The sequence below is a fragment of the Parabacteroides provencensis genome, from assembly GCF_900232875.1.
GTDB classification, from domain to species: domain Bacteria; phylum Bacteroidota; class Bacteroidia; order Bacteroidales; family Tannerellaceae; genus Parabacteroides; species Parabacteroides chinchillae.
Window position 1 is genome coordinate 501,778 of record NZ_LT960488.1, and the last position, 17,589, is coordinate 519,366.

At 42.7% G+C, this 17,589-nt stretch carries 11 protein-coding genes; 3 read left to right on the forward strand and 8 right to left on the reverse strand.

From position 1 onward, the window contains the following. Positions 1-2: 2 nt before the first annotated feature. The 5 genes from CTY47_RS02205 to CTY47_RS02225 all read right to left on the reverse strand — a co-directional run bounded on the left by CTY47_RS02205 (position 3) and on the right by CTY47_RS02225 (position 7,644). On the reverse strand, positions 3-953 hold the full coding sequence (locus tag CTY47_RS02205) for a transporter (protein ID WP_099463215.1): 951 nt from the start codon (positions 951-953) through the stop codon (positions 3-5). 183 nt (positions 954-1,136) lie between these two features. After that, positions 1,137-3,125 (reverse strand): glucosamine-6-phosphate deaminase, encoded by a 1,989-nt coding sequence (locus tag CTY47_RS02210; protein WP_099463216.1) that lies wholly within the window; start codon positions 3,123-3,125, stop codon positions 1,137-1,139. Positions 3,126-3,231: 106 nt separating this feature from the next. Further along, positions 3,232-4,398, reverse strand: coding sequence for an N-acetylglucosamine-6-phosphate deacetylase (nagA, locus tag CTY47_RS02215; protein WP_099463217.1), 1,167 nt, complete (start codon positions 4,396-4,398; stop codon positions 3,232-3,234). Positions 4,399-4,417: 19 nt separating this feature from the next. Then, on the reverse strand, positions 4,418-5,587 hold the full coding sequence (gene nagA / locus CTY47_RS02220; RefSeq protein WP_099463218.1) for an N-acetylglucosamine-6-phosphate deacetylase: 1,170 nt from the start codon (positions 5,585-5,587) through the stop codon (positions 4,418-4,420). Positions 5,588-5,697: 110 nt separating this feature from the next. Next, positions 5,698-7,644, reverse strand: a complete 1,947-nt coding sequence (locus tag CTY47_RS02225) for an ABC-F family ATP-binding cassette domain-containing protein (RefSeq protein WP_099463219.1) — start codon at positions 7,642-7,644, stop codon at positions 5,698-5,700. 235 nt (positions 7,645-7,879) lie between these two features. On the opposite strand from CTY47_RS02225, the gene CTY47_RS02230 reads away from it, so the two are divergent. Both CTY47_RS02230 and CTY47_RS02235 read left to right on the forward strand, forming a co-directional pair. Next, a complete protein-coding gene (locus CTY47_RS02230; RefSeq protein ID WP_099463220.1) occupies positions 7,880-8,434 on the forward strand; it encodes a DUF3332 domain-containing protein in 555 nt (184 codons plus the stop codon). 184 nt (positions 8,435-8,618) lie between these two features. After that, positions 8,619-12,011, forward strand: a complete 3,393-nt coding sequence (locus tag CTY47_RS02235; protein WP_099463221.1) for a glycoside hydrolase family 2 TIM barrel-domain containing protein — start codon at positions 8,619-8,621, stop codon at positions 12,009-12,011. A 324-nt stretch (positions 12,012-12,335) separates the two neighbouring features. Here CTY47_RS02235 and CTY47_RS02240 read toward each other — a convergent pair whose 3' ends face one another. The 3 genes from CTY47_RS02240 to CTY47_RS02250 form a co-directional block, all read right to left on the reverse strand. After that, complete coding sequence (locus CTY47_RS02240) at positions 12,336-13,193, reverse strand: TIGR01777 family oxidoreductase (RefSeq protein WP_099463222.1); 858 nt, start codon at positions 13,191-13,193, stop codon at positions 12,336-12,338. A 74-nt stretch (positions 13,194-13,267) separates the two neighbouring features. Further along, complete coding sequence (locus tag CTY47_RS02245) at positions 13,268-14,251, reverse strand: TlpA disulfide reductase family protein (RefSeq protein ID WP_099464041.1); 984 nt, start codon at positions 14,249-14,251, stop codon at positions 13,268-13,270. Between the two features lie 19 nt (positions 14,252-14,270). Further along, positions 14,271-15,044, reverse strand: a complete 774-nt coding sequence (locus tag CTY47_RS02250; protein WP_099463223.1) for an EFR1 family ferrodoxin — start codon at positions 15,042-15,044, stop codon at positions 14,271-14,273. Positions 15,045-15,274: 230 nt separating this feature from the next. Here CTY47_RS02250 and CTY47_RS02255 point away from each other — a divergent pair, with 230 nt between their 5' ends. Continuing rightward, positions 15,275-16,822, forward strand: coding sequence for a M28 family metallopeptidase (locus tag CTY47_RS02255; protein ID WP_099463224.1), 1,548 nt, complete (start codon positions 15,275-15,277; stop codon positions 16,820-16,822). The last annotated feature ends 767 nt before the right edge of the window (positions 16,823-17,589 follow it).

A 17,589-nucleotide genomic window follows, 5' to 3' on the forward strand; every position in this document is an offset into this window, starting at 1 on the left:
TTTCATCTATAGTCTTTTTTCCTTTTCTGCCACAACTGCCAGCTATTAAAAATATTCTGCCACAGCACATAGCTTCCGGGACCTACAGACGAAAGGGGATTTAAGTAGGTATAGGCCATCCAGATAGCTAAGACAGTATTTTTCTGTCCGAGAGCCTGACCGGCACTAATACGGTCTTTATAGACACTACCAATACGCCTACCCAAATAAAACTGAATACAGCAGGTAACGAGTCCTCCCAAAGCAATAAGTATCTCTACCAGGAGATCGGCATCACTATTCACCAACGAACGAACGGTTTGTCCCGTTACAATTGCAAGTGCAACCGCCCAAAGATAAAAGGCAGCATCACGTAAACTTAATAAAAAGCGATGAACCGGCGGACAAAACAGACGTAACGCCCAAGCCAAAAAGAACGGAAACAACAGCAATGGAAATACTTTGCTTAATATAAGCAAAAATGCAGAGAAAAAGGTAATATCCGCATGAGGTTCCACCAATGGAAAAACGAATGGCACAACTATTGCCGCCAGTAAGTTTGAAAGTAATGTATATGTAGTTAAACTCGAAGCGCTGCCTCCCAATTTTCCGGTAATTACAGCGGCGGCAGTAGCGGTAGGACAAATCAAACAAACCATAATTCCTTCAAATACATCCCTGTAAGCTTCATCCATCCTCACAACTATCAGGAAAGTTGCCATTAAAGCACAGGTTACTATCTGAAATAGTAACAACCACCCATGCCAGGGTTGAGGCATTAGTTCATGCGGGTCCACTTTGCAGAAAGTAAGCAGCAATTGGGCAAAGATCAAAGTAGGCGTAAGGAAAGCTATTAAAGAAAAAACAAACGGTTTTGTCGGCTCCAGAAAAGAGAAGTTGGCAAAAATAAAGTACCCCAACGCTCCGGCCAGCATAGCAACCGGCAGAGTCCAGTTTTTCAGGAATTTCAACATAATACCTTACCCTTTTATATTCGGCTGCAAAGTAACAGCTTATAAAAGGAATAGACAAGATTCACTGATGCTTTTTATAAGAAAAATACAAGCATTTTAAGCAAGAGTCATACAATATAAAGGAATAAAAAAAGCTTTAGCCCGTAATGAGCTAAAGCTTTTATATTCATTTTCCAACTCGGATTAACGTAATGGTATGTATTGTACAAATGCCTCCATCGCTTCATAAGAAGCCAGACCTAGTTGATGGTATACCTCCGCCGTTGCACGGTTGCGGTCTTCTGCACGTTGCCAGAACAAACGTTCATCATCTCCTAAGAACGGAGCACTCTCTGCCTGCGACTGATGTTTCAGGATTGCATTACGTTTATGGCGTAATTCTTCAGGAGAAATAGGAACCGCCATTTCTACGTGATCCATTTCCCATTCCGCCCATGCTCCACGATACATCCATACGCGGCAGTTCTTCATCCATTCTTCATCTTTTACGTCATCTATAGCTGCAAGAACAGCATCCAGACAAACCTTGTGGGTTCCATGAGGGTCTGCCAAGTCGCCTGCAACAAATATCTGATCCGGTTTTACTTTCAGCAGTAAGTTCTTTACAATATCCTTATCAGCTTCACTCAGTTCATTCTTTTTCACCATACCTGTTTCATAGAAGGGCAGGTCAAGGAAATGAACATGATCATCTTTCACTCCCGAATAACGGCAACCATGACGGGCTTCTTCACGACGAATCGTACCCTTCATAAATAGTACATCCTTACGTTCGGGTTCTCCATTTTCTACCTTTTCATAACGGAGGTAGTTGATTATTTCTTCCGCTTTTTTCTTTACGGAGTTATCTCCGGCAGCATATTTATCGCATACATCACGAAGATATTCGCAATAACGGATTACCTCTTCGTCACCTACTGCGATGTTACCGGAAGTCTGGTAAGCTACATGCACATCATGATGCTGGTCGCACAAACGGCGCAAAGTTCCTCCCATAGAGATAACATCGTCATCCGGATGCGGACTGAAGACAATCACTTTCTTCGGGAATGGGGTAGCACGTTCCGGACGGTTCGAATCGTCTGCATTCGGTTTTCCACCCGGCCAGCCGGTAATTGTATGCTGAATATCATTAAAAATCTTGATATTTACATTATATGCAGAACCGTACAAAGCCAGCAATTCGCCCAAACCATGTTCGCTATAATCACGATTCGTCAATTTCAGAATAGGCTTTCCTGTCAGCTGGCATAACCACACAATAGCACGACGAATCAGTTTATTATCCCATTCACAGTTGGTCACCAACCATGGATGGCTTATTCTTGTCAAATCATACGCTGCAGACAGATCAACAACTACTTTTGAATTCGGATGATTCTGTATATAAGAAGAAGGGATCAGGTCTGTCACCGGGCCTTCTACTGTCTTAGCAATAATACCTGCTTTATCTTCACCCCAAGCCATTAATACTACGCTACGGGCATTCATCATAGTAGAGATACCCATTGTAATTACGCCGGCAGGTACGTTATCTATTGATGGAAAAGTACGGGCAGCTTCCTTACGGGCAGCACCTTCCAACACAACCAGACGGGTACGCGAACTGATAGTTGAACCGGCTGCATTGAACATGATGTTACTGCTCTGTCCTAACCCCAGTAAAATATAATCCAATCCTCCGGCTTGTTTGATATCTTCTTCATATTTCCGGCAGAAATCCAGAACCTCATCTTTCGGCATATTTCCATTCGGAGCATGAATATTTTCAGAAGGAATATCCACGTGCGCAAATAAGGCTTCCTGCAAACGTGCGACATTTCCACCGAAAGTTGATGCCAACGGATAAAACTCATATTCAACAAAAACGATCACATTACGGAAACTCAGATTTTCTTCCTTATGCATGCGTATCAATTCTTTGTACACATTCAGCGGAGAACGTCCTCCGGGAAGAGCGATAACGAATGACTCGCCTATCTCTTGTTTCATACGTATTTGAGTTGCTATTTCATTAGCTATAGCGAGAGACCCTTCATCTACCGACTCATAAATATTAGTCGGGATTTTTTCCAAGCGAGTTAACACTGAATGCTCAAAAGCATTTTCCGGACGGTAATACCGCTGGGGTATACGCGTCAAGGTAATCTGAGAACTAAGGTCCTTTTTCATGTCTTATTTACATTAAATTCGATTTACTTTACTTGAATTACAAATATAGCTATTTCCGCCAACATCATATTGCATTTATTTATAAAACAAATTTATCGGGAAAAAGTTAAGCCAATGTATTTGTCTCCGGTACTAATTTGCCCATTGACCATACGGCACGGACATTATATTTACGGTCCAATATAACAATATCGGCATCTTTTCCACGCTGTAAAGACCCTTTACGATCATCAACCCCCATCAAACGTGCCGGGGTTTCGGAAGCCATCCGTACGGCATCAGCCAACGGAATTTCTGCTTTTTGCACCATAACACGCACTAATGTGTCCATTGTGGCAATACTACCTGCCAATGACGAATGATCGGCAAGTTTGCAAACATTGTCTTCTATAATGATTCGCGAACCAGGAGCCGGACGATCTCCTCCCGCGGCATACGAAAGAGCATCTGTAACAAGGCACATACGTTCCACTCCTTTCAATTTATAAACCAGGCGTAATATAGTAGACGGAAGATGCTTACCGTCGGCAATCACTTCCACGGTCATATCATCCATAAGAAATACGCTCTCAACGGTTCCTTCGTACTTGTATTCACGGCGTTTATGAAAACCCGGCATTGCATTATAGAATTGGGCAGCATGGGTAAAACCTGCTTTATAGGCATTCTTTATATCTTCAAATTCTGCTTCGGTATGCGTAATGGCAGCCAATATACCTTTGGATTTGATATACCGGGCAAATTCATGTGCGCCTTCCAGTTCGGGGCTAATATCCCAACGCTTGATACAATCCGTCTTTTCCAGCAAAGCGGTATACTCTTCTTTATCTAAAGCCTTAATCGTGTCTGCATAAAGAAGACTGGCCATTTTAGTATTCAGATAAGGCCCCTCTACATGAAGTCCAAGTACCGGACTGCCTGCTTCTGCCATCAACTTCTCACATACGGAGGCTGCCTTGTATATATCTGGAACAGAAGAAGAAGAAAGAGTTGGAAAGATAGAAGTAGCACCATGCTTCATATGGCCGGCAACCGCGCCTTTAAATGCGTCTTCGGTACATTCCTTGAAATCGCGGCCAGCCCCGCCATGCACATTCATGGCAACAAAGCCCGGAATAATATACATTCCTTTAGCATCCACCACAGTAGCATCTATCAACGCCAAATCGTTATTTGTCACTTCCAGGATTTTACCATCCCGAATCAATACAGATCCTTCTTCCAGCCATCCTTGGGGTGTAAGAATCCGGCCATTTATAATTTGTGTTAACATTGTATTTCCTTTCCGTGTTTTATGCAAATAACTTATTAGTGCCTTCCACCAATTTGCCCATAGCCCATACGGCACGAACATTCAGATCATTATCCAAAATCATAAGGTCGGCATCTTTACCGCGTTGCAGCGTACCTTTACGGTCGTCTACACCCATAATACGGGCAGGCGTTTCGGAGATCATACGTATAGCATCTTCCAGCGGTATCTCCGCTTTCTGCACCATTGTACGGATAAGCCTGTCCATTGTCGCTACACTACCGGCCAAAGCCGAACGGTCGGCCAATTTACAAACTCCGTCTTCTATAATCACACGCGGATCAAAAGCGTCCTGGCTATCGCTTGCCGCACAAGCCAAAGCATCTGTAATCAGGCAAGTTCTTTCCACACCTTTTACTTTATACACCAACCGAAGTATAGTAGGCGGAACGTGAATGCCATCGGCCACCACTTCAACTGTCATATCGTCTATCAGATAGATACTTTCGACCGTACCTTCGTATTTATACTCACGACGTTTATGAAAACCAGGCATTGCGTTATAGAAGTGTGTAGCATGTGTATAACCCGCTTCATAAGCTGTACGGATATCTTCATACTCCGCCTGCGTATGACCTACGGAAACCAACACGCCTTTTGAAGATACATACTTACCGAACTGCATGGCGCCCGGTAGTTCGGGAGCTGCATCCCAACGTTTAATACAATTTGTTTCTTCCAGTAACGGGATATATTCTTCCGGATCCGGATTTTTTATATTTTCAGGCATCTGGCCGCCTGCCATTTTCATATTGAAGTAATGTCCTTCCAGGTGCAATCCCAATACAGGGCTATCTTTTTCGGCCATTAGTTTTTCGGTAGTAGCTGCTGCTGCACGAATCATCGGGATGGTAGAAGAAGAAAGGGTTGGAAAAATACTGGTAGTACCATGTTGCATGTGAGCAGCCACGGCAGCACGGAAAGCCTCTTCGGTTCCTTCCATAAAATCCCTGCCGCCACCTCCGTGTACATGGATTTCAACACCTCCGGGAACTATATACATTCCTTTGGCATCGATCAGAGTTGCTCCTATAACAGCTAAATCACAGTTGGTTACTTCCAGAATCTTGTTGTCCCTTATCAGCACAGAGCCATCTTTTAGCCAGCCCTGCGGAGTAAGGATCTTGCCATTAATAATTTGAGTTAACATATTGATGAATTAGGTTGTGTGTTTGTTTTCTAGCATACAAAGCTAGCTACTTTTTACAAAAGTATGTTACTCAAATTAGTTTTTTTTCAATAAAAAGGAGATTTACCGAATTAAACGTTTTCCATTGTTAATCCTTCCTTTTCTATTGTCAGCTCTGTCCATTTATCCATAATTTCAGACAATTCAGTCTTTAATTCTGAATAATGAGTATACAAGGAGGCATCCGAAGCTCCTTCCGGAGTAGCCAATTTAGCTTCTGTTTCAGCAATTGAATTTTCGAGTACGGAAATACGCTCTTCAGCATCAGAGATAGCCTTCTCTAGCTTCTTGACAGCACGGCTCAATTCCTTGCGGGCTTCATACGACAACTTGTTTTGCGTTGGCTGAGTATCCTGATTCTCGGCAGACTGGCTTGTCAATGAATTAGAACGTTCCAATTCGCGCAAGCTATCCATCTTTTTACGTTCCAGAAAGTCATAAATTCCTCCTAAATGTTCTACCACTTTCTGGTTTCCGAACTCATAAACTTTATCTACCAGTCCGTCCAGAAATTCGCGGTCATGGGAAACAAGAATAACCGTACCGTCAAACTCCTTCAAAGCATCTTTCAATACATCTTTAGAACGCATATCCAAATGGTTGGTAGGTTCGTCCAATATCAATAAGTTGACAGGTTCCAGCAACAGGCGGATCATTGCCAGACGCGTCTTTTCTCCACCCGAAAGAACTTTTACTTTCTTATCGGAAGCCTCACCCCCAAACATAAACGCACCTAATATATCCCGAATTTTAGTACGGATATCTCCTTGTGCAACGTAGTCTATCGTATCAAAAACCGTAAGATTTTCATCTAAAAGCTGAGCTTGGTTCTGCGCAAAGTAGCCAATTTTAACATTGTGTCCCAATTGAAGTTTGCCCTCATAATCTATTTCGTCCATGATGCACTTCACAAGGGTAGATTTACCTTCGCCGTTCTTTCCCACAAAAGCTACTTTATCACCCCGGTTAATAGTAAAAGTGACATTTTGGAAAATCAAGTGATCACCATACCGTTTTGCCACATTTTCCATAATGACAGGGTATGAACCTGAGCGCGGAGCCGGCGGGAATTTAAGGCTCAACATAGCCGTATCCACTTCATCCACCTCAATACGTTCTATCTTTTCAAGTTGCTTTATACGTGACTGAACCTGTACAGACTTCGTTGCCTTATAGCGGAAACGCTCTATAAAAGCTTCCGTATCGGCTAATTTTTTCTGTTGATTTTCAAACGCCCGTAATTGTTGGTCACGACGTTCTTTACGGAGAATTACATAGTCGGAATATTTTACCTTATAATCATAAATACTACCCAGTTCTATTTCAAGCGTACGGATAGTGGTATTATCTATAAATGCCCGGTCGTGCGAAACCAGAATGACAGCATTTGCACGGGTAGCAATAAAGTTTTCAAGCCATTGTATTGATTCGATATCCAAGTGGTTGGTAGGTTCGTCCAACAATAAAACATCAGGACGACGCAACAACAGTTTTGCCAGTTCGATACGCATACGCCATCCGCCGCTAAATTCGGAGGTAGGGCGATCGAAGTCCGTACGTAAAAAACCCAACCCCATCAGAGTTCGTTCCAATTCGGCATGATAATTGTTTCCCCCCATCATTTGAAAATGTTCAGACAAATGAGTAACACGGTCAATCAACTTTTGGTAAGCCTCCGACTCATAATCGGTACGCTCACCCAATTCGATATTCAGACGTTCTATCTCTTTTTCAGTCTCGTGTATATGGGCAAAAGCCAATTCGGCCTCTTCGCGAACCGTACGGGAATCGGTCAGTTGCATTTGCTGCGGCAGATAGCCGATCGTTATATCTTTAGGAATACTTACGTTACCGGCAGTCGGAGATTGTAATCCGGCAAATATTTTCAACATCGTAGATTTGCCGGCCCCGTTTTTACCCACCAATGCAATACGGTCTTTCTTATTTACTACAAATGATATATCATCAAACAGCGTAAAACCGCCGAATTCAACTGTTAATCCTTCAACCGAAATCATAATTATCTTTACTTAGAACAGCAAAGATACAATAAACTTTCCCAACGACGAAAGTGCCGCACAAGTTCATTGGCAAAATGAGATCATCCCGATCATTTAAAAAAATCATCGGGATGTTTTCAGAAAATGATCGGGATGATTTGTCAAAATGGTAATTCGCATAATAACAAAGTAGGAATTATTATAGAAAAGTTTATATCTTCGCAGTGAATTAATAACTAATAATTAAAAATTCATGAAAAAAAGAAGTTTAACACTATTATTAGCAACTACATTAGCAAGTAGTGTATTATTCTCATCCTGTATCGGTTCCTTCGGTTTGACCAACAAACTTTTAACATGGAACAGAAACATAGACAGCAAGTTCGTTAACGAACTGGTATTTATTGCATTCTGGATTGTTCCGGTATATGAAATCTCTGCATTGGCGGATGTATTGGTAATTAACTCTATTGAGTTCTGGAGCGGTGATAATCCTGTTGCAGACGTCGGTTCCGTAAAAACGGTTGACACTAAAGACGGAGTATATACCGTTGAAACAAAGAATGACGGTTATCATATCCAGAAAGAAGGAGAAGAAAAAGCCGTAGACCTTGTTTTCGACAAAGCAGACAAAACATGGAGTGTTGAAGCAAACGGAGAAACAACCAAGTTACTTAAGTTTGAAAACAATGACGAAGTGGTTATGTATCTGCCGGACGGAAAAGAAATGAATGTAGAACTAAACCAAGCCGGCGTACTTGCCTTCCAGCAAGTTGCCAACGGGTATTCTTACTATGCCGCAAGATAATTAACAATAGGGAAGTTGTGTCAAAACACTATTACCGGACGCAGATGACGCAGAAGAACGCAGACTATTAATAATCAATAGGGTCTGCGTTTCTCTGCGCTCCGTCGGCGTAGTCTGCGTTCCTTAATTCCGACTTTTGACACATCTTCTCAATTTTTCAGTCTGCTAATCTAAATATAACAACATGAAACGCAAGCACAAGAAGAAATTACTCTCCAGTCTATTCGGCTGTTTATTGTCAGTAGTTTTGCTGACCAATACAGCAAAAGCCCAGCAATCCAAACCTTACTGGCAAGATATCCAAACAGTTGCCGTAAACAAAGAACTGCCACGTACATCTTTTATGACTTATCCCGACCGGACAACTGCTTTAACCGGACAATACGAAAAAAGTCCATATTACTCTTTGTTAAACGGTACATGGAAATTCTATTTTGCAGACTCTTACAAAGATTTACCCGCAGACATAACAGATCCTTCCATAAACACAACAACCTGGGAAAATATACAAGTTCCAGGTAATTGGGAACTACAGGGACACGGCGTTGCAATCTATACCAACCACGGATACGAATTCAAACCCCGTAATCCTCAACCGCCATTATTGCCGGAAGAGAATCCGGTAGGTATTTACCGCCGGGATATAAATATTCCGGCAGGATGGGAAAACCGTGACATTTATTTGCAACTGGCAGGAGCAAAATCCGGCGTATATGTTTATATAAACGGAAAGGAAGTAGGCTACAGTGAAGACTCAAAGAATCCGGCGGAGTTTCTCATCAATCCCTATTTGCAACCGGGAAAGAATGTTCTTACCCTGAAAATTTACCGGTGGAGTACCGGTTCTTATCTGGAATGTCAGGACTTTTGGCGCATGAGCGGTATAGAAAGAGATGTATTTTTATGGTCCCAGCCAAAAGCCGGCATTCATGACTTTCGCGTTATATCTACATTAGACGACAGTTATACAAACGGGATATTCAAACTTGCCATCGACCTGAAAAACAATACAAAGGAAGCAAAAAACCTGAACATAGATTACGAACTTCTGGATGCTGACCAAAAAGTAATTGCATCGGCATCCAAAACAATCTGGGTTAGCAATCCAAATATGCAGACTGTCTCTTTTGAGGCCAACCTGAAACAGGTAAACAAATGGAGCGCCGAACACCCAAATCTATATAAACTGTTAATGACCGTAAAGGATGGTGATAAAGTATTGGAAGTTGTACCCTTCCATGTCGGATTCCGTCGTTTAGAGATGAAACTAACCGAACAACTGGCCGGCAATGGGAAACCGTACAACGTGCTTTTATTTAATGGACAACCTGTTAAGTTCAAAGGTGTAAACATCCATGAACATAACCCGGAGACCGGACACTATATGACTGAAGAGCTAATGCGCAAAGATTTTGAACTGATGAAACAAAACAACCTGAATGCCGTCAGACTTTGCCATTATCCGCAAGACCGCCGCTTTTACGAACTATGCGACGAATATGGCTTATATGTTTACGACGAAGCCAATATCGAGTCACATGGTATGTATTACAGCCTGAGTAAAGGAGGTTCTCTGGGAAATAATCCAGAATGGCTGGTTCCTCACATGGATCGTACACAAAACATGTATGAACGCAACAAAAATTACCCATCCGTCACCTTCTGGTCGCTTGGTAATGAAGCCGGCAACGGTTACAACTTTTACCAGACCTATCTCTATATAAAAAACAAAGAAAAGAACGGCATGAATCGTCCTGTAAACTACGAACGTGCTTTGTGGGAATGGAATACCGATATGTACGTTCCGCAATATCCGAGTGCCGAATGGCTGGAAGAAATCGGGAAAAAGGGAAGCGACCGCCCGGTTGTACCTTCCGAATACGCGCATGCTATGGGTAACTCTACCGGCAACCTGAATGCCCAGTGGGAAGCCATCTACAAATACCCCAACCTGCAAGGCGGATTTATCTGGGACTGGGTGGATCAAGGTATTCTGCAAAAAGATAAGAACGGGCGCGAGTTCTGGGCTTACGGAGGAGACTTTGGCGTAAATGCCCCAAGCGACGGGAACTTCTTATGCAACGGATTGGTAAATCCGGACCGCAACCCGCATCCAGCCATGCAGGAGGTAAAGTATGCGCACCAGAACATAGGCTTTGAAATGCTGGACGCTTCAAACGGCAAATTCCGTGCAACCAACCGTTTTTATTTCACAGACCTGAAAGACTATCAGATAAGTTATACATTGACTGAGAACGGGAAAATAATTAAATCCGGTAAATTCTACCCCGAAATATTCCCTCCGCAGACAACCCGCGATTATACGGTTCCTGTAAACGGGTTGAAAGCACAACCGGGAGTAGAATACTTCGTAAACTTTAAAGTTACCACGACAAAACCGGACAAGTTGATTCCTGCCGGATTCGAAATTGCATCCGACCAATTCCAATTGCCAATCTTTGCAGAAAAGAAAGTATATAAGACTACAGGTCCTAAACTAAGTACGTCTACAAATGGAGAGCTGCTGAAAGTATCTTCGTCCAAAGTAAACTTTATATTCGATAAGAAAAGTGGAGTCGTTACTTCCTACAAAGTAAACGGAACGGAATATTTCGACGAAGGTTTTGGTATACAGCCCAATTTCTGGCGTGCCCCTACCGACAATGATTACGGCAATGGTCAACCTAAGCGCGAACAAATCTGGAAACAGAGTAGTAAAAACTTCAATGTTACCGATGCCACAGCCGATATTATCGACGGCAATGCTATCGTTAGCGTGAATTACCTTTTACCTGCAGGAAACCTCTATATTGTTTCTTATAAAATATATCCCAGCGGAGTAATCAACGTAACTGCACGGTTCACTTCCACAGATATGGATGCTACAAAAACCGAAGTTTCCGAAGCTACAAAGATGGCAACCTTTACACCCGGACAAGACGCAGCACGCAGGGAGTCATCCAAGTTGAATGTACCCCGTATCGGCATACGCTTCCGTTTACCGGCGAATATGGAACAACTGACATTTTTCGGCCGTGGTCCTAAAGAAAACTATTGGGATCGCAAAGCTGGTTATCCTGTCGGCCTATACAGCAATACGGCTACGGATGAGTACTATCCATACGTACGTCCTCAGGAAAACGGACATCACACCGATACACGCTGGCTAGCTCTCACGGAAGGCAAAGGCAAAGGATTACTGATCGAGGCCGACAGCAACGGGCTGATAGAGTTTAATGCCTTACGCAATTCTATTGAGGACTTTGACGACGAAAAGCAAACAGACCTGCCCCGTCAATGGAACAATTTTACGCCGGAAGCAATAGCTAACCACGACGAAGAAGCAGCTAAAAACGTACTTCGCCGCCAACACCACGTAAACGATATTACACCACGCAACTTTGTGGAAGTATGTGTAGACATGAAACAACAAGGCCTTGCCGGCTACGACAGTTGGGGCGATCGCCCGCTGCCACAGCATACTTTGCCTGCCAATCGCGAATATAACTGGGGATTCACATTAATCCCTGTTAACAGCATAGCGAGCATACAGAGCAAAACCGGATATAGTTACTAGCAAATCATCCTGACTAAAAAACGGAAGAAGAGGTTGTGTCAAAACGCTATTACCGGACGCAGATGACGCAGAATACACAGAAAGACGCAGACTGATTTTATTAATAATCAATAGGGTCTGCGTTTCTCTGCGCTTTGTCTCTGCGTAGTCTGCGTTCCTTAATTCCGACTTTTGACACAACCTCTTCTCTTTTATTCCAAAACACAAGACTCTAGATTCGCATTATTTATAACGGAGATGGAGAAACAATTTAATAAGACATGTGATAATGGTTTGCCCACAACGATCAAAGAAAGCAATCATTAACAACAACCGGACGTTGCATTAAACCACCAAGCTTTGCAGCGCGATCCGTATATCAGGATATAAAAAAGCATAACCCGCCGATTGTAGCCTGGCAGGAAAAGCCTTCTGGCCTTCCGTTGCCAACACCTCTCCTTCTCCATATAAAAGACGGAACACAAACTTAGGAACCACACACCAGGCAGGTCTGTGCAAAGCAGCCGCAGCAGCTTCTGTAAACACACGGTTCGTCACCGGCTGAGGAGATACAAAGTTGATTATTCCACTCAGTTCTTTGTGTGTAATAACAAATTGCATGGCAGACATCAAATCTTCAATATGAATCCAGGAAAAGCCTTGTTTGCCGGAAGCAATTTTTCCTCCTGCAAAAAAACGGAACGGAAGCAACATAAATGGAAGTGCACCGCCATCGGATGCCAGAACAACACCCAGGCGCGCAATAACCAAACGAATGTCAGTAGAAAGCTTCTGGGCTTCCTCTTCCCATTTCTTACAAACATCTGCTAAAAAGCCACTTCCTTCCTGGCTACTGCTTTCATTATATATACCATCAGAAGGATAAATGCCTACAGCTGAGATGGAGATAAACAGGCTTGGCTTCAAAGGCATGTCATTAACGATAGAAACAAGCCGGCGTGTAGTCTGTACCCGGCTATTCATAATCTTGCGTTTGGCAACCTTTGTCCACCGCTGGTTGATAGTAGCCCCGGCCAGGTTTATAACAACATCGCAACCGGAAAGAGCATCTTTCAGAACATCGTCTGAAGACATCTTGAAATAAGCATGTTTTAACGGGACGACCGTATCGCCTTGTCCCGAAAAAAATGCACCCAAATGCTTTCCTATAAAACCGCTGCTTCCACTGATTGCTATTTTCATTGTTCTATTCCTCAACTCTTTATTATGTTAAAATAACAAGTTGAAGAATAGATTTGTTTTTGATTGGAAAAGTTCTACTTAATAACTTCTTCCAATTTTTTATGCAGCTCTTCCTCTTTAATATTCTTAGCTATAATTACCCCATCCGGATCGAGCAACAGGTTGGCAGGAATACCACGTATTCCATAAAGGGCAGGTATTTCGGAATCCCAGTATTTCAGATCAGAAAGATGTGTCCACGTAAGCTGGTCATCTTCTATTGCTTTCAGCCATTTGCCTTTGTCTTTATCCAAAGAGATTCCTAGCACCGTAAAGTTCTTATCCTTATATTTCTGATATGCTTTTACGACATTCGGATTTTCTTTACGGCAAGGAGGACACCAGGATGCCCAGAAATCCAACAAGACATACTTGCCTTTAAAATCGGATAAAGAAACAATCACACCTGCCGTATCGGGCAACGAAAACTCCGGCGCCTTCTGTCCGATCTGTACATGGTTCAATTGTTCGATAATAGCATCCAAGTCTTTTACATAAGGACAATCGGCCAAGTTTTGCGACAACTGATTTCTCGTTTCAGTCAACTGTTGCAATGGCAATTGATAAGTGAAGTAACGGTATAAAAAGAAAGCCGCCACCGGCGAACTGGGATACTTGTTAACCAAGCTGTCTATATTATATCCCTTCTCAAACACTTTGGTGGCATTCTCCCAGAAAAGATCGTTGATAGGAGAATTTTCAACAGTAATTGTTTCTCCTTCGGGGTCGACCGCTACATTCATATTGACATTTTCAATAAAGAACTGTACCGGGTAATCCATTTGGTCGGTAGCCAAACCAAACAATAAAGGTTGGTCTACTTCTCCTTTGAAAGTGAATTTGCCGTCTTTTACATCTGCCGTATCTACATCGAAGAACATTTTATTGCGAAACGACTTCAGGTAGACTTTACCTTCAGGCATATTCTCTACTATACCATTAATGACATATCCTTTGGGCACTTCCTGGCAACTAACCATAAGCAAACCGGATAAAACCAGCATTACGAATTGTTTCATATTCATGATTATTTATTATTTATATTTCGGGATGATGATAACGTCCTTTTTTCAGCGTAGCTTTGCCATATTCTATAGCCTTCACAGGGCAACGGTGAATACAGGCAAGGCATTGCACACAACTATCCGACCATTGCGGCTTGCATCCTTTTTGCATGGAGATCGTATTTGTCGGACAAATACGTTCGCATAACCCGCAAGAGACACATGCATCTGTTGCGTAAAAGGCATTACTTCCCAATGCAAATTTAGTAAAAAGGGGATAAATAAGATAGCTTTTGCAAAAAGCGGCACTTCCGGCATGGTATAAACTGCCTTCGTGTTGATGATTGATAGCATCCACTATTGCAGAAAGGCGGGCCGGGGCGTTTACCAGTTTCTCCTGTTCCACCTTCTCCGGATCGACGTCAAAACCAGGCAAGAGTATATAGTTATTGGGCATTTGTACGGAAAAGGCTGCCGTAAGTTTCAAACCACGGCTCCGGAGTTTTTTGTTTACAATATCCGACGTATGCCCGCAATCGTCTCCACAGGTACAAACCGAATAAACGGGATGTTGCTTATATCCTTCCAGCTTCAATAAAGAAATAAATTCGAGAACCATTACCGCCGGTCCCCACGAATGGACAGGATAAACAAAGATAACCTTTTCTCCTTCTTTAAGCGAATAACGAAGCCCGCTTTTATTCTGCTTTAATTCTTCAGCTATAGAGAATAAAGGTTCATCAAATACTTCACCTAAATTCTTTGCTACCCAACGGGAATTGCCTGTACCTGTGAAATAGAATATCATATGTAACTTTAATTAGTTCAGGCACAAAAATAAGAATTATAATTCCACATCCCATATCCCGGCGCTCTTTTCCAACCCTACAAGGGCAGCGCTATGGTTAAATAACGTTTCGATGTAAAGGTATTTATTTTATATATCAGCATTTTCCGATTTAAAAATCATTTTCACTCTTATCACTTGATATAATTTGAAATAATCCCGTTCTTTGCAAGGACTTAAATAATACTTGTATGAAAAGGAATATACTCATTTTTATGGCAATGGCCTGCCTGTCTTTCACTACTGTATTTGCACAAGAACCGGCAATAAAAAAGATTATCGAAACCGGACAAACAGACAATCAGGTCATGCACCATCTGGATATACTGACAAATCGTTTCGGCGGGCGCCCTATTGGTTCCGACGCATACGAAAATGCCGCCGAATGGATCGTTCGTGAATTTAAAAGCTGGGGAGTAGACGTAGAGCTGCAAGAAGCCGGAACCCTTCCGGTAGGCTTCAACCGTGGCCCCTGGTTCGGACGTTTATTGGGAGACAATGCCATGGATCTTCATTTTGTCACTCCTTCTTATACATCAGGCACAAAAGGACTACAACGCGGTCATGTTTTATTAGAACCTCGCACGCAAGAAGAATTTAATCGCATGAAAGGCCGTTTGAAAGGTGCATGGGTACTCATATCCGGCACAAACGAAGGATGGCCTGTCGACCGTTCTGCACATGGAGATTCCATCCGTGTGGAAACCAAAAAGAAAAATGAAGAGATTGCTAAAAAGAATGATGAACTGATGGAAGAAAACTGGACAAAAGGTACAAAGCATGAAATGCTACCTTACGAAGAATATCCGGGTTTGTTTTACAAAGAAATGTGTGAAGCCGGAGCATTAGGATTCATTCAATCGGCAACAGTCCCTTTGCGTGCATTATATGACCGCAACATGCTTCAGGATACTGCTACCAATTTTGATAATTTGCCCGAAGTAGCAGACATCAAATTAGATGAACATCAATATGCAATCATCAAGCAAATGGCAAAGGAACGTCGTGAATTCTTGTTGGAATTTGACATTCGCAACCATTTCAAACTAGGCCCCGTAAAATACTATAATGTGGTAGGTTCTATCAAAGGTAGCAAGTATCCGGATGAATATGTAATCGTAAGCGGGCATCTCGATTCTTACGATGTAGCAACCGGAGGCATCGATTGTGGAACAGGTATAGGTCCGATGATGGAAGTAGCCCGCATGATTGCACAATCGGGAGCTAAACCCAAACGTACAATCCTGTTCATCGGTTTTGCAGGAGAAGAGTTCGGATTACTCGGAGCGCAAGCATGGGCTAAGACAAATGCTTCCAAATTACCCAAGATAGCCAACATGTTTAACCGTGACGGAGGACCGGAACCACCGGTAGGTATCTCTGTACCACAAAACGTATATGATGAGTTTGTCAGGATATGCGAACCAATTAAAAAAATACGTCCCGATTATCCGTTTGAAGTAAAAGTACGCGAACCTCGTAAACGTCCTACTAAAGTAGGAGGTACAGATGCTTCTGTATTTGCCGTACAAGGAGTGCCAACACTGGGATTCATTACCGAAGACATTAAAGGCTACAACTTCAGCTATGGCGAGATATGGCACACGGAACGTGACCTTTTTACCAAAAACATTCCGGAATACCAAGAACACACAGCTACAGTAACAGCAATTGTTGTCTTGGGAGTAGCTAATCTGGACAAACAATTATCCCGCGAAGGACTGTACACGAAAGAATAAAAGGTAAGTTGTTTTCATATTCCACTTTGTCACCTTCTGTCACCTTCTTCGGGGCTTATTCCTAAATTGCAAAATGATCTGATACCAGGCATAAGCAATTGATAAACACACTATTATTTCACTGACACAAAGTGGCAACTGCAATGCATTAGTGCTTCCGGCGAACACTTTTTATTACTTTTGGCTTGACCCAAAAGTAACCAAAAAGTCAAGGCTGCACCGTCCGGGCTACTCCGGCAAAAGACTTCGCTGAACCAGCGGAACTCGCTACGCTCAAGATCAGTTCTGTCACTTTTGGCTTGACCCAAAAGTAACCAAAAAGTCAAGGCTGCACCGGCCGGGCTACTCCGGCAAAAGACTTCGCTGAACCAGCGGAACTCGCTTCGCTCAAACAGCCGCTGGTTCGTCGCTACGTCTTTTACCTGCGTTTAACGCCCGGCCACTGATGCCGCTAACAAGAAAGCTGCGCTTTCTTTTGGGATGGCCGATACGGTCTGCTCTTGACGAGCTTGTTTTCAATACGTCTGTTTTCGGTTACCTTTCTTCGATATGGCTTTAGCCTGGTTTCAATTGCCGTCTGCTTCAGCGCAATGTCATTAAGTTAAGCGATAAGTGCCTGACAACCCTGTGTTCTCATGACAATGAAGAGAAGCTTTACAAGAAAGTGGAAGTTCAATAATGCAGAATGGATGATAAGTTTTTTCAGGAAGAGAAAAAAAGAGAAAAACCATTGGATTGAAAACGGAAACTCCGTTTTTTTATAATTG